The 21,232-nt window shown below is 40.1% G+C and carries 15 protein-coding genes; 11 read left to right on the plus strand and 4 right to left on the minus strand.

The annotated features are described in order from the left end of the window. The first annotated feature begins 322 nt into the window (after positions 1-322). Positions 323-628 carry an REP-associated tyrosine transposase gene (locus J7338_RS13770; protein WP_415837807.1) on the plus strand — a complete coding sequence of 102 codons (306 nt, stop codon included), beginning with the start codon at positions 323-325 and terminating at the stop codon, positions 626-628. Positions 629-1,114: 486 nt separating this feature from the next. Here J7338_RS13770 and rapA read toward each other — a convergent pair whose 3' ends face one another. Continuing rightward, positions 1,115-4,009 carry an RNA polymerase-associated protein RapA gene (gene rapA, locus J7338_RS13775; protein ID WP_210797587.1) on the minus strand — a complete coding sequence of 965 codons (2,895 nt, stop codon included), beginning with the start codon at positions 4,007-4,009 and terminating at the stop codon, positions 1,115-1,117. Between the two features lie 296 nt (positions 4,010-4,305). Here rapA and J7338_RS13780 point away from each other — a divergent pair, with 296 nt between their 5' ends. From J7338_RS13780 to J7338_RS13790, 3 genes are all read left to right on the plus strand, one after another. Further along, positions 4,306-5,703 carry a PhoH family protein gene (locus tag J7338_RS13780; RefSeq protein ID WP_210797588.1) on the plus strand — a complete coding sequence of 466 codons (1,398 nt, stop codon included), beginning with the start codon at positions 4,306-4,308 and terminating at the stop codon, positions 5,701-5,703. A gap of 66 nt (positions 5,704-5,769) precedes the next feature. Then, on the plus strand, positions 5,770-9,225 hold the full coding sequence (locus J7338_RS13785) for an ATP-binding protein (protein ID WP_210797589.1): 3,456 nt from the start codon (positions 5,770-5,772) through the stop codon (positions 9,223-9,225). Next, the gene (locus tag J7338_RS13790; protein WP_210797590.1) at positions 9,194-10,108 is read left to right on the plus strand and encodes a diguanylate cyclase; all 915 of its coding nucleotides are present in this window, start codon (positions 9,194-9,196) and stop codon (positions 10,106-10,108) included. Before J7338_RS13785 ends, J7338_RS13790 begins: the two co-directional genes overlap by 32 nt. A 66-nt stretch (positions 10,109-10,174) precedes the next feature. Here the strand turns inward: J7338_RS13790 and J7338_RS13795 are convergent, their stop codons facing one another. Together J7338_RS13795 and J7338_RS13800 are read right to left on the minus strand one after the other, a co-directional pair. Beyond that, entirely contained in the window at positions 10,175-10,555 is a 381-nt protein-coding gene (locus J7338_RS13795) for a DUF3192 domain-containing protein (RefSeq protein WP_210797591.1), read from the minus strand. Positions 10,556-10,720: 165 nt separating this feature from the next. Continuing rightward, complete coding sequence (locus tag J7338_RS13800; protein ID WP_210797592.1) at positions 10,721-11,665, minus strand: D-2-hydroxyacid dehydrogenase; 945 nt, start codon at positions 11,663-11,665, stop codon at positions 10,721-10,723. A gap of 101 nt (positions 11,666-11,766) precedes the next feature. Between J7338_RS13800 and zntR the strand changes: the two genes are divergently transcribed. The 4 genes from zntR (at position 11,767) to J7338_RS13820 (ending at position 15,083) form a co-directional block, all read left to right on the plus strand. After that, positions 11,767-12,180 carry a Zn(2+)-responsive transcriptional regulator gene (gene zntR / locus J7338_RS13805; protein WP_210797593.1) on the plus strand — a complete coding sequence of 138 codons (414 nt, stop codon included), beginning with the start codon at positions 11,767-11,769 and terminating at the stop codon, positions 12,178-12,180. Next, positions 12,164-13,444: an SO_0444 family Cu/Zn efflux transporter gene (locus J7338_RS13810; protein WP_210797594.1), complete on the plus strand. Its 1,281-nt coding sequence runs from the start codon at positions 12,164-12,166 to the stop codon at positions 13,442-13,444. The genes zntR and J7338_RS13810 overlap by 17 nt, the downstream gene beginning before the upstream one ends. Positions 13,445-13,602: 158 nt before the next feature. Next, on the plus strand, positions 13,603-14,736 hold the full coding sequence (locus tag J7338_RS13815) for a 1-acyl-sn-glycerol-3-phosphate acyltransferase (RefSeq protein WP_210797595.1): 1,134 nt from the start codon (positions 13,603-13,605) through the stop codon (positions 14,734-14,736). A gap of 101 nt (positions 14,737-14,837) precedes the next feature. Further along, complete coding sequence (locus J7338_RS13820; RefSeq protein ID WP_210797596.1) at positions 14,838-15,083, plus strand: DUF1289 domain-containing protein; 246 nt, start codon at positions 14,838-14,840, stop codon at positions 15,081-15,083. Here the strand turns inward: J7338_RS13820 and J7338_RS13825 are convergent. Beyond that, the gene (locus tag J7338_RS13825) at positions 15,080-15,775 is read right to left on the minus strand and encodes a transporter substrate-binding domain-containing protein (protein ID WP_275074493.1); all 696 of its coding nucleotides are present in this window, start codon (positions 15,773-15,775) and stop codon (positions 15,080-15,082) included. The genes J7338_RS13820 and J7338_RS13825 overlap by 4 nt on opposite strands. A 229-nt stretch (positions 15,776-16,004) precedes the next feature. Between J7338_RS13825 and J7338_RS13830 the strand changes: the two genes are divergently transcribed. Genes J7338_RS13830 through J7338_RS13840 form a run of 3 tightly spaced genes read left to right on the plus strand, consistent with a single transcriptional unit; the run spans position 16,005 to position 21,159 of the window. Further along, positions 16,005-16,208: a DUF3283 family protein gene (locus J7338_RS13830; protein ID WP_210797597.1), complete on the plus strand. Its 204-nt coding sequence runs from the start codon at positions 16,005-16,007 to the stop codon at positions 16,206-16,208. After that, positions 16,208-16,612 (plus strand): GNAT family N-acetyltransferase, encoded by a 405-nt coding sequence (locus J7338_RS13835; RefSeq protein WP_149981284.1) that lies wholly within the window; start codon positions 16,208-16,210, stop codon positions 16,610-16,612. The genes J7338_RS13830 and J7338_RS13835 overlap by 1 nt, the downstream gene beginning before the upstream one ends. Before the next feature lie 38 nt (positions 16,613-16,650). After that, entirely contained in the window at positions 16,651-21,159 is a 4,509-nt protein-coding gene (locus J7338_RS13840; protein ID WP_210797598.1) for an EAL domain-containing protein, read from the plus strand. Positions 21,160-21,232 lie beyond the last annotated feature (73 nt).

A 21,232-nucleotide genomic window follows, 5' to 3' on the forward strand; every position in this document is an offset into this window, starting at 1 on the left:
GTCGCGATATAAAATCGCTGCTACGAATTTGCAATACCTTGTAGGCGCGGGTTAACCCCGCGTAGTATCAAGTTAAATGAGCTGCAAATTTAACAACGTTTGAATTTTGATCTACATTTATACTTTACCTACAAGGATTGGTAGATGTATAAATCGCAAAATTTAAGAAAGGGACGGGTTTCTTTATCAAATCACTTTTATGTAATTACCCTCGTTACACATAATCGCAGTAATTACTTTGTAAGTTTGGATTTTAATCGCCAAATTATAAAGCAAATGCAGTTATTGGAAGTACAAAAATACCTCAAATCTAATGCACTTATTGGAAGTACAAAAATACCTCAAATCTAATGCACTTATTGTTATGCCAAATCATATCCATTGGCAATTTCAGTTGCTAAATAACAATCTTTTACCACAAGCAATCCGTTGCTTTAAAGGGCGAACGGCAGTTGTATGCCGTGAATTTGGTATTTATAAATTATGGCAAAAAGGATATTACGATCATTTAATTAGAGATGAAGATGATTTGGTTAAGAGTGCGCGTTATATAATTGCGAATTCACTAAGAGCGGGCTTGGTTAAAAATGTGGCTGATTATCCATATTGGGATTGTGTTTATGTTTGAGTCTTAGCATTTTGGTGATGTAGGCGTAGGTTAACCCCGCGCAAATGCAACATATAAGCACGGGATAAAATTCAGCCGGAACGGCTCTTGTCACGATATAAAATCGCTGCTAAGAATGTGTTATACCTTGTAGGCGCGGGTTTACCCCGCGCAAATGTAAAATGTAAGTACGAGATAAAATTCAGCCACAGAACGGCTCGCTGTCGCGATATAAAATCGCTGCTACGAATGTGTAATATTTTGTAGGTGCGGGTTTACCCCGCGTTGTAGCTCGAAAAATCGCGATATAAAATCGCTGCTACGGGGTGTGCAATATCTCGTAGGCGCGGGTTTACCCCGCGTTGTAGCTCGAAAAATCGCGATATAAATCGCTGCTACGAATGGGCAACATCTTGTAGGCGCGGGTTTACCCCGCGCAAATGCAATAAAAAGCGCGGTGTAACTTAACACACCGCGCTTTTTTAAACTTACAACTCAAAACTCAAATCAATGTGATACCACAATTAAGCGAATGGCATCTAACTGCAACTGTGCTTTGCCGATATAACTTGTCAGCTCTGTGCGTTGCTTATCGTAGAAGGTCAGTTCTTCTTCACGGATATTAGGGTTGATCTGTTTCAGCGCCGCTAAACGTGCTTGTTCTTCACTGAGTGATTGTTGCATTTGCTCAAGTGCTTCAGCTCTAATAACTTCTAGCTTAGTTTGCGCCATTTCTTGGGCAGTTTTAAGCATCGGGTGAATCGCACTTTGTAATGCGCCAGCAAGTTTACTCGCTGTTTGGCGACCTACCGCAGAAAGCTGCTGGTTAAAACCATCAAATCCTACATTATCAGCTAAGTTGTTGCTGGCTTTGTCGAGCAAGATACGAATTGGCGTCGGTGGCAAAAAGCGGCCCACTTGCAGCGCTTTTGGTGCCATGGCTGCTGCTACGTATATTAACTCAACAAAGAAGGTGCCTGGCGGTAACTTTTTGTTTTTAAGCAGTGCTACAGAAGCTGTACCAAAGTCATCATCGCAAATCATGTCTAAGGTGCCTTGCACCATAGGGTGATCCCAGCTGATGAAATGCACATCTTCTTGGGCTAATGCAGTGTCACGGTCAAATGTGACTGTCATGCCGTCGTCTTTTAAACTTGGAAATGACGGATTTAGCATATGCTCAGTCGGTTTTAAGATTATAGTGTTTTCACCTTTATCTTCTTGGCTAACGCCAAAGGTATCAAACACGTTGATCATATAACTTGGTAGTTCAAACTGGTTGTCTAGTTTTTCAATATCAACAACCAGCGAGTCTGCTGCACCTTGGCCTGATGAGTGTAACTCAAGCAAACGGTCACGGCCGCTTTCCATTTGTTTACGCAGTACGGCATTTTGACCGGCTACTTGCTCTAGTAATGGCTCTAGCTCGTCTTCATCACAGTTATGGGCGGCAATAAACTCAAGCAGCTCATCTTTGAACTCTTTATACAAAAGTTGCCCGGTACTAGAGGTGGTTTCAAAGGCATCTAAGCCTTCGTTATACCAACGCAGTAATACTTCTTGTGCGCTGTTTTCAAAGTACGGTACATGGATATTGATGTCTTGAGTTTGACCAATACGGTCAAGGCGACCAATACGTTGCTCAAGTAAATCTGGGTTCAGTGGTAAATCAAATAACACTAAGTGATGAGCAAACTGGAAGTTACGACCTTCTGAGCCAATTTCAGAGCACAATAATATTTGTGCATTGTCGTATTCATCAGCAAAGAAAGCGGCGGCGCGATCTCGCTCAATAATTGTCATGCCTTCATGGAACACTGAGGCTTTAATCGCTTCGCGTTCACGCAAGATTTGCTCAAGGCTGATAGCGGTTTCGGCTTTAGCACAGATAAGCAGGACTTTTTCGCGTTTAAGGGTTTTTAGGGTGTCGATCAACCATTCTACGCGAGGGTCAAATTGTCCCCAGCTAGCGCTTTCACCTTCAAACTCTTGGAATATTTTTTCAGGGAATAGGGCGCGTTGCGCGCTAAGCTCTGCATTTTTAATGCCGCTCATATTGCCCAATACTGAAATTGCCGTTTTATATTGTTTCGGCATCGCCATCGGGTAGGCGTGTAGTTTGCGACTAGGGTAGCCGTCAATGCCGCTACGGCTATTTCTAAATAAAATACGGCCTGTGCCATGGCGATCTAATAACATCGCCAAAATTTCTTTACGGGCGGCTGCATCGCCATTTTGCGCTTGTTCAAGCACCTTACTGATGTCGGTTTCTTTTAATAGCTCAATTAGCGTGGCTTTGGCGCTGTCGTCTAGCGCTTGTTCTTGCAGTAATTGGTTGGCTGCCTCTGCCACATGCTTATAGTTACTTTCTTCAGCAACAAAGGCATCGTAGTCATAAAAGCGATCAGGATCGAGTAACTGCAGGCGCGCAAAGTGGCTGCGGTGACCAAGTTGATCCGGCGTTGCAGTTAGTAATATTAAGCCTGGAATATCTTGGCTAAGCTCAGCCATACGTTGATATTCAGTGCTTGGTTTACCGTTAGTAATACTTAAATGATGCGCTTCATCAACAATCAGTAAATCCCAATCAGCCATGGTGGCTTGTTCAAACCAGCGTTTTTTCTTGGTTAAAAACTCAAGGCTAGTGAGTACTAACTGTTCAGTGTCGAATACATTTGGTGAGTCAGCAAAGGCTTCATCACAACGCTCTTCGTCAAAAATTGAAAAGTGTAAATTAAAACGGCGCAGCATTTCTACTAACCACTGATGCTGCAAGTTCTCCGGCACTACGATGAGTACACGACTGGCACGTCCACTGATAATTTGTTGATGTAAAATCATCCCTGCTTCAATGGTTTTACCAAGGCCTACTTCATCTGAGAGTAATACGCGTGGCGCAAATCGCTTACCGACCTCTTGTGCAATATAAAGCTGATGCGGAATGAGGCTTGCGCGCTGGCCAATCAAACCCTTAATAGGTGATTGCTCACGTTCAAACTGATGTTGCCATGTTTGATAGCGTAAGGTATAGCGGTCAAAACGGTCTACTTGGCCGGCAAATAAGCGGTCTTGTGGTTTATTAAATTTGATGAAGTGATCTAAAAACGTTTCTTTTAATTGTGCTTGTTCACCGTTATCAATACGAGTGCCGTGATAACAAAGTAAATCACCGATAGGTTCAATAGACTCGACTTCAAGTTCCCATTCTTCAACGCTTTTGATCACATCACCAGGATTAAATGCCACGCGGGTAACCGGTGCTTCTAGCATTGAGTAAACACGGTTTTCGCCACTGGCGGGAAATAAAATGCTGACCTGACGGCCCTCAAGGGCAACCACTGTGCCTAATCCTAAATCTGACTCTGTATCACTGATCCAACGCTGACCTAAGGAAAAATTCATGTATGTCTCGTCTATGAAGAAAAAGGCGGCTATGTTACCTGTTAGCTAACACCACTGCAAGGTGCGAACTAGCTCACTTTTAATTAATTTAATAACTGTGAATTATTCCTATTAAAGTTGCTGCAATAAGGATTAATTCAAAACAAAAAAAGGTTTGTCATAAAACAGACTTTTATGACATCTAAGCTAAACTTAGAATATACCTTAACAATTAAGTTTTTCAGGGTGGATATTCAACCCGTTTTACTTGATTAGTTGGGTATAGCATAAAAATCATAAAACGTAAGGAAAGTGCTATGGAAAAAGCTTCGAACCTTGATAGTAAAATGTATGTGCTAGATACCAATGTATTACTCCACGAGCCCCTCGCTTATTTATCTTTCCAAGAACATGACGTTGTGATCCCTATGACAGTTTTAGAGGAACTGGATCATATTAAAGACCGCAAACACGATGTCAGCCGTGATGCCCGTGTGGCCATCCGTGGTTTAGATGAAGTACTCAAAGATGCCACGCCAGAACAAATGCTAAAAGGCGTTGCGTTACCTAGTAATAAAAAGGCTAAGGCGTCATCTGCTGGCACGCTAATTATTGTTAACGATCATCTATTTGCTGATTCGATTTCTGGTTTACCTGGCAATGAAAACGACCATCGCATTATTAACTGTGCAGTTCACCTTCAAAAACAACACCCTAATAGCAAAGTGGTGTTAGTTACCAAAGATATTAATATGCGTTTAAAGGCTAAAGGCGCAGGGCTTAAATTTGTTGAAGATTATCGTACCGATCAGCTGATTGATGATATTGCTTTGCTCTCCAGTGGTTATAAAAAAATTGCTGGCGATTTTTGGCAGCACGTGGGCGAATGTGAAACACAACAACATGGTCGTGATGCGTTTCATAAGGTGGCCAAAAGTTTGATCCCCGATGTATTTTGTAATGAATATTTATTGGATGACAACGGTCACTTTGCGGCAAGAGTTAAGTCGTACGATGATCAACATATTATGCTCAAAGATATTGGTGTCGAGCGGCTAATGCACCAATCAGCATGGGGGGTAAAACCAAAAAATATTTACCAAGGGATGGCGATGGATGCCTTGTTAGATACTGGTGTTGAGTTGGTTATATTAACAGGCCCTGCAGGCTGTGGTAAAACTTTACTAGCGCTTGCTTGCGCTCTTGAAATGGTGGTTGAAAAAGGTATTTACGATAAAGTTATAGTTACTCGTAATACCCCTGAAATAGCCGAATCAATCGGTTTTTTACCTGGTACAGAAGAAGAGAAGATGGCGCCGTGGCTAGCGGCAATTACTGATACGCTTGAAGTACTGCATAAAGGCGACGAAAATCCTATTTCAAGCCGTAACTATATTATGGAAAAGGCCAATATACAGTTTAAATCAGTTAACTTTATGCGTGGTCGCAGTATTCAAAATGCTGTGGTGATTTTAGATGAAAGCCAAAACTTAACTGCCTCGCAACTTAAAACCATTATTACCCGTTGTGGCGAGGGCACAAAGCTGATTTGCTCAGGTAACCTTGCGCAGATAGACAGTAATTACTTAACACCAGTAACTTCAGGTTTAACCTATATTGTGGAGCGCTTTAAAGACTTTGAAGGCAGTGCCACGGTTAACTTAAATGGTGTGGTGAGAAGCCGTTTAGCATCGTTTGCGGAAGAAAATTTATAACTTGCGCAGTCCCTCTTGGCTCGCTAACCTTGGGCATAAATTTAGCGCCAAGTAACGGACTGTAGATTGAACTTTCTACCTTTAAAACATTACTATCGATCACTGGTTGTGGCACTTATTGTGCCGCTGCTGGTGGCTTTTCTATTATGTTTACACTTATATAATATTAAATTAGATCGCGCTGTTGCGAAGCGTGAAGCAGATTTTGCCAATATAGCGGCGCAAGTTGAGCATGCTATGAATGGTGCTGATGGTTTGATCAACACACTGTTCTCTTTATACGAGCAACCTTTGTTATATCAATTTGAGCTGCAATGGCTTAAAGATGTTAATCAGCAAGAGAATTATTATTATCGAAAAATTCCTGATGGAGGCGGTGAAATTATCGGTCAGGGGAAATTTTCTAGCAGCCCAAATGCAATTGCTCAATGGCAGCAGGTTATTGCCTTTGGACCTGCTTTTAATACCGCATTATCGTTAATTCAATCCTTATCGGCAGTTGCTTATGTGAATGAGCAAGGCTTTGTTTATATTAAGCGCCGCGATGATGGGGATAGCTTAATGTTAACCCAAGTGCTTGATGGCCAGTTGCGCCCTGCACTGATTGACAATTCACTGACATCAAGTGCGATAGTGGAGGTCGCTGGTAACCACTACTTATCAATTGGGCGTGCGCATGAGCGAGGTAGTGAAGATTATATTATTTTGATTTATGACTTATCGGCAGTATCGCAGTGGCTAAAAAAAATATCGCCGCGTAGTGGCGAATATATATTTTTAAATAGTGCGCAGCACGTCATCATCAGCTCACTTTACGATATTGAAGAAGATATGCCATTGACGCAGTATTGGCCCTCAGCTAAAGCGCCATTAACAAAATTAAATAACCAGGGTAATCTTACTCTTTTACAAGCGCAAAAGCAGCTACCAATTTATGCTGGTTATTTTGCATCGCATGCTGAATTAGCCTCACCGATCCTGGCTGATGTATTAATAGAATTTGCTTTTTTGAGTGTGTTTTTAGTAATGATGTTCGCCACCTTACTGTGGTTAAGTCGGCGTATTTTTGTCAAACCTATGACATATTTAATGGCGTATCTTGAACAAAATGAGGAGCACTATAAAAATTATTCAAATTACCACATACCAGCGAACTGGCAGCCGTGGTTTAGCCGAATCAAGTGGGTGCTTAATAAAAATCAGCAGTTGGTAAGCTCATTACAGCAAGCAAATAGTGAACTTGATGACCAAGTAAAAATAAAAACCCGTGAACTCGCGCGCAGTTATGAGGCTAAAGAGCGACATTTAGCCTTGCTAAATACGATGTTAAATAGTGTGCCAGATCTTATTTATTTTAAAAATATTGACGGCTCATTCTTAGGATGTAATCGTGCTTATGAACAATACATAGGTATTGAGCAAGGGCAGTTAGTTGGTCAGCAGTTATGTGATATTAGTGATGATAATGGCCAGATCAGTGAATTAGAGCAACAAGTTTTAACAACCAAAACTAAAGCTGAGCAACGTATTGAAACTCAAAAACAAACATTTCAATTAACCATAGCGCCATTTTATAACGATCAAAATCAGCTACTAGGCTCAATGGGAATTGGCCGTGATATAACTGCTCAACAACACGCACTATTGGCGTTAAAAGCGTCAGAGTCTAAACTTCGTAGCGCTATAGAATATGCAGCTAATGGAGTGATTTTACTTTCACTTGAACAGATTGTATTACAACTGAATAAAACTGCGCGAAAGATTTTTAATATTGACAAAACAGAGCAGGATTTATTATTAGTGGATTTATTTCCACAGCAACAATGGCAAGAAATAGCATCACTATTAGCTTTATTGTTGAGTGAGAAAAAGAAAGTGTATCACCTTACTTTAGGACAAGAGGATCTAAATTGCTGGTGGCAGCTGAGCGTCTCTTTAGTGTGGGATGAGCAGCAAGCACCTTATTATTATGTTATTCATATTCAAGATGTCAGTGCATTGACTCAGGCAAAGCAAGATGCCGAGCGGGCAACAGAAGCGAAAAGCCGGTTTATCGCTAATTTAAGTCATGAAATACGCACTCCGCTTAATGCGGTGACAGGCCTTATTGATATGGTAGCTCAGCAAGGCTTAACAGCACAGCAGCAACAGCATGCAGCTCAAGCAAAAAATGCAGCGCAAAGTTTATTAACCATGCTTAACCGAATGCTCGATTTTGCGCGAAGCGAGAATAATCAAGTACAACCCGATTTGGTTAACTTTGAGTTAGCCGCACTGGTAGATAGCTGTGAGAGTTTATTGATCGGGCTTTGTCAGCAAAAAGGGCTTTCGTTTAATATTGAAGTGGACTCGTTAATTGCGCCTCAACTTGTGGGTGACTATATTCGCTTGCAGCAAGTGTTAGGCAACTTACTGACCAATGCCGTGAAATTTACCGAGCAGGGTATTATTACACTAAAAATAACGGCTCATGATATATCGGATACTCAGCAAACACTGTGTTTTACGGTGCGAGATACTGGTGTAGGCATTGATAAAGCTGACCAAAGTCGATTATTTGACGCATTTACCCAAGGTGACGAATCACTCACTCGCACCCATCAAGGTGTCGGATTAGGACTTGCCATTGTAAAACATGAAGTGGCATTAATGGGCTCAAAAATTAACGTAGTGAGTGAGAAAGGCCAAGGCAGTGAGTTTTTCTTCACCATCACTTTCACTATTGAGCCGCAATTAACACAGCTCGCTCAACCTAAAAAGCTTGAGAGTGCGATGACATCGCCGACTCTTAAGGTTAGTGGCTTGCTGGTGTTAGTCATTGATGATAATCAGCTTAATTTAGATATTATTAGTAACATTTTAAGCCAAGCAAATATTAATGTTATGTCAGCAAATTCGGCAATGGCAGGGATCGATTTAGTGGCACAAGTCATGCCAGATTTGATTTTGATGGATATTCAAATGCCAGAAGTTGATGGGTTGCAAGCAACCGCTTTATTACGACAACGTTATGATCAGCAGCAATTACCTATTTTTGCCCTGACAGCTCACAGTGAGTTGGCTGATGAGCAGCGCTCACTTGCAGCGGGTATGAACAAACATCTCACAAAACCTGTCATTGCAGCGACTTTATTAACAGCAATCAATGATCTGGAAATAACGAAAATTGCATTTTTTGACCGTTTTTTTGCATTAGCTCAATTCTCAGACGATAATACTTTACTACAGGTTATGTTAGAAAAGTTTATGCTGCTGTGTGATAGTCATATACAGCAATTACAAGTTTCAACTTTGGAAAATGGTTTGGAACGATTAGTGCATAGTATTAAAGGTGTGTCAGGAAATCTTGGATTTAATCGCCTTAGTGCTATCGCTCAGCAATTAGAAAGTAGACTACGCAATGATCCACATATAGGGAAAATATCCCTGACTCAGTTAAAGTTCGAATTAGCACAAGTAAATAGATATATCCAAATACAAGGCTCAGTAAATGTTGAAGAAAGCCAAAATACTGATCGCTGATGATGACCCATTAAATCGATTAGTGTTGGAAAAAACCTTAGCGAATGATTACGAAATATTTTTAGTTGACAGTGGTGAAAAAGCCCTGACATTTATTAAGTCAACGGCGGTTGATTTAATTATCCTCGATATAGTAATGCCCGGCATTAATGGCTATGAGGTGTTAATTCAGTTAAAAGAAAATTCAACAACACACACTATTCCTGTCATTTTTATTTCAGCTAATACAAGCCATGATGATGAAGCGAAAGGGTTTGAATTAGGTGCAATGGATTATATTGCTAAGCCATTTAGTCCTATAATAGTACGTGCACGAGTGCGTAATCAATTATTGATCAAGCAAAAAAATGACTTGTTAGAAATGCTCGCCTCAATTGATGGGCTAACAGAAATACCTAATCGGCGTTATTTAGATGAAAGTTTATCGCGAGAATGGCGCCGTAGCCGCCGTGCAGGAACGCCGCTTTCAGTCATCTTAATGGATATAGATCACTTTAAGCGTTATAACGATTGTTATGGTCACCGTGCTGGGGATGACTGCCTAAAACGTGTTGCACATGCATTAGTTGCAGCGTGTGAGCGTGGTACTGACTTTATTGCGCGCTACGGCGGTGAAGAATTTGCCGCTGTGTTACCAGATATCAACCAACACGAGGCATTAAAGTTTGCTAATAAGCTCAGAAATGCGGTTAATGCGCTTGCTATACCTCATAAAGCATCACTTAATGCCGCTCACATTACGATAAGTATTGGGGTTGCTACCACTGAGTTTTGTCAAGTTCATGCTGAGCATATATTACTGGAAGAAGCCGATTTAGGTTTATATGAAGCTAAAGATAGTGGCCGCGATAAAATTATCGCTCGAGTTATTGCCGCAAGTTAGTAAAGTCAGTTATTACAGTAAATAAAGAGTGAGTATGCCCCACTCTTTATAGTCTTTGTTTAGTGTCTAGATGACACTTAGTGAGTTATAAATACTGTCACCCACACCAATCAGCTTGTCGTTTTTAAACACCAGTGGCGTACATTCATCTTTTGTTGTTTTACTATCTGAGTGAATACTTTGGGTGGCATAAAATAGCACTTGATATACATCGCCGTCTTTTTTTAGTAACTCAGAAAAGTCAGGGGTTTTAAGCTTATTTAAAACGCTCTGATAGCTAGTATCTAAAGCTATTGACGCAATTGTTTCACGATTAGATTGGTGATGTTTCTCCCAGCTTGAATTATTGCCTGCCCAGTGTGTTTCTGCTTCACCGTCTGATACGGCAATTACACAACCAGTAAGAAGAGGGGCTGTAAGTGCGGCGATTAAAAATACTTTTTTCATTATTTTATCCTGATACTAAATAGTGATTATTAATTTGTTTATTTAGAAGCAAAGAATCTGCCAATTTTTTAATTTATTAAAAATCATGCGGTTAGTTGTTTTTGTGCAAGGTGGTAAATTGTATTTAACCACCTTTCATAGTAGTAAAAACTAAAATTTAGTTTTTTACACCAATCTGTTTAAGCTTTCACCTTGGCTAAATGCACTGATATTTAAGCTCACTTGTTTAACCAAGCGAATGATTGACTCCTCGCTTGCCCAGGCAATATGTGGGGTTAAAATTAAATTGTCGCCTTTGTAAAGAGCCAGCGGGTTATTATCAGTTGCGGGTTCTTTGCTTAACACATCAAATCCTGCTCCTGCGATTTGTTTATTTTCTAATGCCTGCGCTAACTGTGCTTCGTTAACAATGCCACCGCGCGCGGTGTTAATTAAAATGGCATTGGGTTTCATCATAGCCAGCTCTTCGCTGCCAATTAGATCGCGGCTTTCATCGGTTAATGGGCAGTGAACACTGATAATATCGGCATTCTTTATTGCTTGAAAAAACTCTGTGCGGCCCTCTCTTGGGCTGTGATCTTTACGCTCACTAATGATCACATTAGCACCAAACGCTTTTGCAACATCAGCAACTGCTTTACCAAGCGATCCATACCCGATAATTGCTAAGGTTTTACCGCCAATATCATTAAAGCGATAGTCAAGGCGGCAGAACATCTCGCTTTTTTGCCACAGCCCTTGTTGACAATCAGCAATATAACGGTGGGTATTGCCCAGTAAGTTGGTGATCAAAGCAAAGGTGTGTTGGACAACCGAAGGCGTTGAGTAGCCCGCAACATTGGTTACGGCAATGCCAAATTCTTTCGCGGCAACTAAATCAACATTGTTAGTGCCAGTTGCGGCAACACATATGAGCTTTAACTCAGGGAGTTTTGTCAATGTTTCGCGATTAAGGATCACTTTATTGGTGATCAATACATCAGCGCCTGCACTGTGCGCTAAAACTTGTGCTGGGCTGGTTAGTGGGTAGCTTGTGAAATTGCCAAGTGTTTGAAAAGGTTCAAGGGATGTGCCTGCAAGCGTAGCAGTATCGAGAAGAGTAATATTCATGCGCTTTCCTTATAATAAAAAATTTAAAAATGCTTGACCTTAGTGTGTACTCTAAGGTTTATACTTAATATCAGTTGATGATACGTTAATTGGAGACAGTGATGAAAATAGGCGAGTTTGCCAGTCAATTAGGTGTCTCTACAGATACCCTAAGGTACTATGAAAAGCATGCTTTGTTAACGCCTTCAGTACGAACACAGGCAGGTTATCGAGATTATAGCCAAACCGATCTTAAACAGATGATGTTTATTCTGCGTGCTAAAAATGTTGGCTTTAGCTTGGCTGAGATAAAAGAGTTATTACAAATTAAATTTAAAAAACATCAACATTCGTGCCATGAAGTTAAAAACTTAACAATACAAAAGCGTGACTTAGTCGCAGGGCGTATTGCTGAATTAACACGTTTTCATCAATCATTATCGGTACTTGCTGACAAATGCTGTGGCGGACAAGAGCCTGCAGATAACTGTTCTATACTTACTACTTTGGAGGACATAGATGGACTTAATCAATAATTTTTGGCAGTTATTTTTATTATCTGCACCCTGGTTAATGCTTGGCTTATTAATAGCTGGATTATTAAATGTGTACTTACCGGCTAATTTTTTAAATAAACACTTAGGAAAAGAAGGTTTTTGGACAACTGTTAAAGCTGCTTTAATTGGTGCGCCAATGCCATTGTGTTCGTGCGGTGTAATACCCGCAGCAATTGGTTTAAGACGTGCCGGCGCTTCAAAAAGTGCCACTACTGCATTTTTAGTTTCGACGCCAGAAACAGGGGTTGATTCGGTGTCGGTGTCGTATGTGCTACTCGGTCCTTTTATGGCAATTATTCGTCCCATTGCTGCAATTTGCAGTGCCATAGTTGCGGGTGTGTTGGTAGGACGTGATGCTGAAAAAATGCAAACTACAGATCACTCTAGTGAAGTTAATAATGAGAAAAAGCTAGCGGATACAATAAGTTGCTGTTCAACGAAATCAGTAGCGGCTGAAGAGAAGGCAAGTTGTTGTTCAACGAAATCAGCAGCGGTCGAAGAGAAGGCAAGTTGTTGTTCAACGCAATCAGTAGCGGTTGAAGAGAAGGCAAGTTGCTGTTCAACGAAATCAGCAGCGGTCGAAGAGAAGGCAAGTTGTTGTTCAACGCAATCAGCAGCGGCTGAAGAGAAGGCAAGTTGTTGTGATACACCAAGCGCAGCGCCAGCTAGCCAATGGCAAAAGATGAAACAGGCTGTGAGTTTCAGTTGTAACAAATTACTATCAGACACTATGAAGTGGTTAATGATTGGTTTGTTCTTTGCAGCCTTAGTGCAAACTTATGTGCCAGAATCATTTTTAACCCAATGGGGCAGTGGTATCTTGGCTATGCTGGTGGTGATCGCGATTAGTATCCCGATGTATATCTGTGCGACTGCATCAACGCCCATTGCGGCAGGTTTGCTATTGAGCGGTGTATCGCCGGGGGCGGTGTTGGTGTTTATGCTTGCGGGTCCTGCCACGAATGTCGCGACGCTTGGCGTAGTTGCTAATGAGCTTGGTAAACGTGCAGTAGTTGCTTATTTAGTCGGTGTAATAGGGATTGCTTTAATATTTGGCTTTTTAACCGATTATTTAGTGGCTGAGTTTGGCTTTGTTGTTACACCATTATTAGGTGAAGAACATCAAGTGCTACCACATTGGCTATCCCTTCTCTGTGGTATAATTTTAGCGCTGCTAATGGTGCGTTTAGTTCTTAAAGGAGCGTTTAGTCAATACCGTAGTACTGGTAAGAGCATTGCATAATTGAATATTATTAAATAGGTTTTTAGCTATAATAAAACATAAATAATTGACCAAATTAATGACTTAGTTCGCATTTTAGGTTGTCTGAGTTATAATCGCCTATAGAATATAAACGGTGCGCATGAGCGCACCGTTTTTTTAACTTTATAGATGCAGTAATGAGTGAATTAGTGGATAAGTACGCCGATATAAGACCTTACAACGATAACGAAGTCGCAGCCTCTGTTACTCGTTTGATTGCAGATAACGCATTTATTGATGTATTAGCAAAATATAATTTGCCGCGCTTTATATCCTCAGTGCCATTTTTGGCGCGTTTTTTAGTTCGCCGCCAATTACAAAAAAAATGGGGCGGTGTTAATTCTGTTGAACAAGTGCAGCAAGAAGTTGCGAAATATTTAACTTTATTAGTTAAGCGCACAACCTCAGAAGTTACCTTTTCTGGCTTAGATCAACTCGATCCAAAGCAAGCGTATTTGTTTATCTCAAACCACCGCGATATCGTACTTGATCCCGCTTTAATTAATTGGGGCTTATTCAGCCATAAAATGAAGACAGTCCGTATCGCTATTGGTGATAACTTACTGCAAATACCTTATATTACTGAGCTAATGCGCCTCAATAAAAGCTTTATTGTCAAGCGCTCAGCTAAAGCGCCGAAAGAGATGCTCAAAGCCCTATCGCAGCTCTCTGCATATATTTATGATTCACTTGCTGGTGGCGATTCAATTTGGATTGCGCAAAAAGAAGGCCGCGCAAAAGATGGTTTTGATCAAACCGATCCAGCGTTACTAAAAATGTTGCAATTAAATGGCCGTAAGCAAAAGAAAGAATTTTCGGAGTATGTATGTGAGCTGAAAATTGTTCCAGTATCAATATCTTATCAATATGAACCTTGCGTCATAGCAAAAGCCAAAGAGCTTTATCATAAACAACATCACGGTAAATATGTTAAATCGGTTGGTGAAGATATTGCCAGTATTGTTGAGGGGTTCAGTGCCGCCAAAGGGCATGTACATTTAGCGTTTGGGCAACCTATTGATTCAGATTGTGATTCGCCAGAGCAGTTAGCAAAGACGATTGATCAGCAAATAGTTGATTCGTTTTTCTTACACCCTGGTAATTATATTGCTGGCGGTTGTAAGCAAGCGGTGATTGATAAAAGTGACGCAAAAGCATTTGAGCAACGCATGTCAAGTGTGCCAGAGGAGCTAAAACCTCTTGTATTAGCAATGTACGCTAAGCCTTTTCATCGTAAAACTGAGTTTAATAGTGGCGAAAGTGGCCAATAACTAATGTAAAACATCTTCAAAAAACCGTAATTTAAGTTACGGTTTTTTTTCGTTTAAAAAACGGGCTATACTAAAGTTGTGTTTATTGACTGATGTTTGCTATGCAACAAATTGAAATTTTTGAAATTCCAAGTCCTTGCAAAGGCATTTGTGAGGTAAATAATCGAGGCTACTGCAAAGGCTGTTATCGCAGTCGTGAAGAGCGCTTTGGTTGGAATTCATTTTCAAATGTAGAAAAAAAGCACGTTATCAGTTTATGTCAACAACGCTATAAGCGTTACTTACAAAAGCGCAAAGCACATACTGAACAAGCAACATCACCTAAGCAGAACGATTTTGGCTTTTAATCAAGGTTATATTTAGCTCTGAGTAATCGGATCGTACCGTTTTCATCCAGTTTTTGCAGTTGATCCTCAAGTTTTGGTATTAATGCTCGATGGCGAGTATGTAAAAAATGAAAGCTCTTGATCGATGAAAGCACCTCCATTTGAAATTGATTAACATCAAAGAGAGGGTGTTTAGTCGATAATAAAAAGTCGAGTAATAATACCCCTTGGACTTTTTGTTGGGTGAGTAAATTGAGCTGGGCAGTCACACTTTTCACCTTAACAATGTCACCAATAAAAGGGTGTTCGTTAAGATAACTCTGTGCTGCTGGATAGCCAACTTGAATGGCAATGCTGTCTAGCTGCTCAAATGTACATTGTTGGCAGTTTTTTAATAGCACAAGGTTAAACTCAAATAGCGCAAAGTTAACTGGGTGCAAGTTTTGATATTGTTGGTTGATATTAGCTACTCGTCCTAATTGGCCATCAAGGGTGCCATTGTTCGCTGCTGATAAAGCGTTTTGGTGATTAAAGTCAATAATGTGTACATCATAGCCAAGTTCTTTATATGCAAGGGTCATCAGCTCAATAACATAGCGAGCTTGAGGGGTGTCGGTGGGGCGATTAAATAGTATATCTTGGTTTTTTGCTAACGTGCAAAGTGGTGCAAGTAAACAGTATAGTATGATGCATTGAAGAAAATATTTAATCACAGCGTTTCCATATTAGGACGAAAAACGCCCCCAATCTACGTTTAAAAGCAATTTATACTGCGTTACTTTTATGAGGGACTGATTTTAACAATAGAACCACTATTATTTGCAATTAATGCCTTGCCTAAATTGCTTTTAATTCCAACGACGCTCGCATCTTGAGGTGGTTTGGACATAGTTGTTTGTTATACTCTGAGCATTAATATGATCAGTAAGAAACAGGTGATTTATGTCGTTTAACTTATGTTTACTTCCTCGTGAACAAAAATATCAAATTCAATTGGATTACGAGGCATCGTTTTGGGCTTATCAAATAAAGCGTGGTAAGAGTACTCGTGAGCAAATATACAATACAATTCATAGTCGTCCAGTGGCAGAGCAAATATTTTTGAAGCAGCAGTTTGAACAATATTTAGCGACGATGCAAAGTTAATGACGGCATTGCGTTTTGAATGCCTAGAGCCAATTAAAACCCCCTTAGTGAATAAGTTTTACAGCCAATATAAAGCCCGAGGTCGGGCAACCAGGCAAGATCAAGTGTGGGTTGTTTATCATGACTTAGTTATTGTCGCGGCTTGCAGAATTCAAAATCGCAGTGATTATTTGTTTTTGTCTACCTTGTTGGTTGCACCTGCTTGGCGCGGACAAGGACTTGCCAAACAGCTACTAATACATACCTTATCTAACCAAAACTCACTCGTTTATACATTTGCTTATACGCATTTAGCTGATTTTTATCAATCAATTGGCTTTAACTTTGTGTTAACATTGCCGTCACCTTTGGATACACTCTTTACTGTCTATCAGCAGCGAAATATTGTAGCTATGCAGTGCTAGTAAAAATAATTTGTTAAAACAACTATGTGGAAATTTAAATGGGTCAATGGTTTAAGGCTAGTATATTCTTTTTGTTAGCCGCCTCAGTTGTTGCTAGCCAAGTTGCTATGGCGCAGGTAAAACGTTTATCGCCAAGTGAAGGTTTATCACAAAGCTATGTCAGCACCATGTTGATAGATAAAAGCGGCTATCTTTGGTTAGCGACTGAAGGGGGTTTAAATCGTTACGATGGCTATCAGGTGGTACATATTGCTGGGCCTAATGGTGAACTAGATGAAGCAATTATTGACCTTATATATCAAGACCCTGATGGTTATATTTGGATTGCGTCGTTAGTTGCAGGGCTATTTCGCTATGATCCAAGTACCGATAGCTACCAACAATTTTTATCAAAACCTACCAGTGAAGAGCAAGTTTTAAGTCAGTCAGTATTTAGTATGGTTGCCACCGATAATAAGTCATTATGGATTGGTCGCGGTTGGGACTTTGCTCGCCTTGATTTAGCGACAGGCCAAATTGAGACTATTTTTGAATTGCCAGAGCGCTCCCGTAATACCGTGATCCGCGATTTATTACATTACAAAGGTTATATCTTTATTGCCGCCAGTACTGGCGCATATGTCTATCATATAGCAACTGGGCAATACCGAAAATTAGAGCATTTAAGCACCAAGCCAGACCATGTATATCAAAATTATATAAAGTCGTTTGCAATAGGCGAAAATGAGCAACTGTTAGTGGGGGCCGTACGTGGTTTGTATCAAGTTGATATTAGTGATTTACCGAGTATGTTTGAGCGCCCAGATGTGCCTTTTAAAAATAAAACCATATTGAACGATCTTAATATTTGGAAAATAATAAATGACCATGGGGTGCTTGATTTAGGCACCGATAAAGGTTTATTTAGTCTCGATTTGAATACCGGTGAGCTGACTAAAAATAATAGAGTAAAAGAAAGTAAATACTCACTTGCAGATCCAAGTGTTATCGATATTGTCAAAGATAGTAACGGCGCTATGTGGACAGCTACTAAAAGTGATGGGGCATTTTATTTACCTTATGATAATTATCATTTTGAAAATGTTAATGCCAGTATGCTCTCTGGTGATGGTTTATCGCACCCTTCAATTTGGGGCATAACTGAGTATGAAGATAAACTCTGGTTAGCAACCCATAATGGCTTAACTGCGGTTGATTTAAAGACTAATCAAGGGCAAGTGTTTTTAAAAGATTATCAAGCTGATTTATTTACCACCGAATTTAATATTTACGCTATTTCGCCCTATAAAGATAAATTGTGGCTGCGCACTAATCGCGGGATTTTTAGTTTTGATCCACATAGCTATGAAATTTTTCCAGCGACAACAGCTGACCCAAGCCTGCAACACCTGATAACAGGCTGGGTACATGGCTCAGTATTGATGCCAAATGGTGAATTATTTTATGTTCATTCTGATCATGGCATGTTTGTTTATAATATCGACAGCCAAAAGATCACACCTTTAGGTGGTGAATTTGAAAAGTTTGAACCGTTTTTAGCGTATGGTTTCTTACCGCCTTTATCTACCAAATCTGACTCTCCGTTATTTTACAATGCTGGGGTGCTTTATCAGGTTGATCCAAACTCATTTGCTTTAACAAAAATCTATACAGTGCCACAGCAACATGAAAATGTCGCCGTTAATGTGATGTCTTATATTGTTGATAATAATAATGTGCTGTGGATCACGTTATCGAATTTTGGCTTAATTGGTCTTGATGCATCGAATTACAAGCTGCTGTATACCATAGATTTAGATAAAAATAAGCTCGGCACCTTATTGTACGATATGGTGTTAGATGATGCTGGAATGATCTGGATGAGTAGTCATAAAGGGATCTGGCGATTAAATCCAGAAAACAAACATTTTCAGCAATTTACGACTGCAGAAGGGCTGCTCTCTAGCGAGTTTAATAGTGGTGCATTTACGCGTTTAAAAACCGGCCAAATAGTCTATGGTACGTTAAAAGGGTTTAGTTATTTTTACCCAAATGATAATCACCCTAGGCATGGTTTAATTGATCACGTAAATATAACCAGCATTGATTTGATGTCTCGTGAATTATCTACGGATCTTAAGCAACCGATAAAAACAATCACCTTAGAGCACGACGATATCGGTCTCGAAGTCGCTTTTTCGGCAATGGCATTTAACTACCAAGAACGTATTATTTATGAGTATCAACTCTCTGATGGGCAAAAATCGTATACCCGTAATAATAACCGAGTGCTATTTCCAAAACTTAACCCCGGCAAATACCAACTAAAAATTTGGGCTAAAGATCCGCTTACTGGTGACTACACGCAACCCGCTGTGCTGGATATTGTGGTTAAATACCCGCTATGGCGAGCACCTCAGTTTATAGTGCTTTACGCATTGGTATTTTTAGGATTAGTTGCAGCTTGGATAATGCGTCGTAATCGAATTCAGCAATTATTATTAGCAGCCCACAGAGAAAGCCAAGAAAGTGAAGCGCGCTTAAAGTTAGCATTGGAAGGGAGCCGTTCGGGGGTGTGGGATTGGCAATCTTCAAGTCCAATCATTTATCAACCGCGGCTTAAAAATGAGTTAGGTTATGATGTTGAATCGGTTAATTTAGATGATTATTTAGCAAAAATTCATCCTAAAGATAAACAAAATTTTCGCATTGAGTGGTTAGAATTTTTATCCACCGAAAAAGGCTATTTTAACTGCACCTATCGTTTACGCCATAAATTAGGCTATTGGCGCTGGTATAAAGACTTTGGCAAAGTGGTTGCATGGCAAGGAAGTACACCCGAGAAAGTGGCCGGCACTTATACCAATATGACTCGTGAATTAGTGTTTGAAGAACATGCCCGTTTATTTGGCGCAGCATTTGAGCAGACCCGCGATTGGGTCTTTATTCTGGATAAAAGTTTACGTATTTTAGCTACCAACAAAGCACTGCAAAGCGCATTTAACTTTCCTGTTGATTGTCGTTCTAGCTGCTCATTACACTTAGGATTAAGTCGTGCTGTAAGAGTTAACTATTTACGTGTAATGAAGGAGTTGCAAGCTGGCGAGCACTTTTCTGCTGAAGATACTGTTTGCTTGGCGAATGGCGAGCAGCGTTATGTGCTTATTAAAATTAGTGCGGTTGCTGATACGGAGCAACGCTTAGAAAGCTATGTGGTTATTCTGACTGATATTAATGCGCAAAAGTTAGCTGAAAATGAATTATTCTTATTAGCAAATTACGACAGTTTAACGGGGTTACCAAATCGTACTTTATTTAATGATCGAGTTGAACATGCACTTGAACAGGCTAAAGGCCAAAACCTAAAAGTTGCGTTACTCAATATTAATATCAAACGCTTTAAGTATTTTAATGATTCGTTAGGGCATGAAGCTGCCGATGAGATAATAAAGGCGGTGGCACTGCGGATCAAATCGCGTGTACAGGCGAAAGACAGTGTAGCCCGCTTTAGTGGTGATGAGTTTATGCTGTTAATCGAGGGCATTCAACAAATCGAAGAAGTTGTTTTACTGTGCGTTAAGTTGATGGCTAGCTTGAATGACAACATCATTATTAACAATCAAGCGATTAGTGTCAGTTTAAGTATTGGCGTGGCGATTTCGCCTGATGATGCACTCTGTGCGAAAAGTTTAGTTAAAGCGGCTGATATTGCACTGTATCATTCGAAAAAAAGCTTGGAAGGTTGTTATCAATTTTATAAACAAGAAATGAATCAGCATGTACAACGCTCACTGCATTTAGAATCGCAATTAACTCAAGCCTATCAAAATCATGCGTTTTGTAATCATTACCAAGTGATTGTTAATGCTAAAACTCATCAGGCCGAAGGGCTGGAAGTATTGCTGCGCTGGCCAGAAAATAACAGCTATGAAACACAAGAGTTTGCGCTTGCTGCTGAGAGTATTGGTTTGATCACAAAAATTATGTTGCAAACCCTAGCTAGAGCGTTGATTGAACTTAAACAATGGCAGTTACAAAAGCCTGGCTTGTATGTGTCTATTAACCTGTCTGCACTGGATTTTGAGTATAAAAATTTAGTTGATGAAATTCGCAGTGCGCTAATTAATGCTGATGTATCAGCCAGCTCTGTGGTGTTTGAAATTACAGAATCAGTGCTAATGCATGATTCACCGCAAGCGTTAAACAGCATGTCAAAGTTGAAGCAATTAGGTTGTCGCTTATATATGGATGACTTTGGTACAGGCTATGCGTCACTCACTTATTTAAAGCGCTTTCCGATCGATGTACTGAAAATTGATCGTAGCTTTGTCACCGATATTGGTATAGATAGTGGCGATGAAGCGATTATTCAGTCAACGCTTGCATTGGCGAAAAGCTTAGGTAAAGAATGCATCGCAGAAGGCGTTGAAACTAAGCAACAGCTTACCTTTTTGCGCAACCTAGGCTGTAATTTATTTCAGGGCTATTTATTCAGTAAACCAATCCCAGGTGATGATGTAAGTGCACTATTAAATAAAGACTGGCAGTCGTTGTTGAACGATGACTAATGCTCGCTAGAGTTTTATTAAATGGTGAAATTATCAGAGCCGAATCTATAAATGGTTACTTTTTTAAGTTTTT

The organism is Pseudoalteromonas ostreae (assembly GCF_018069805.1).
Taxonomy (GTDB): Bacteria; Pseudomonadota; Gammaproteobacteria; order Enterobacterales; family Alteromonadaceae; genus Pseudoalteromonas; species Pseudoalteromonas ostreae.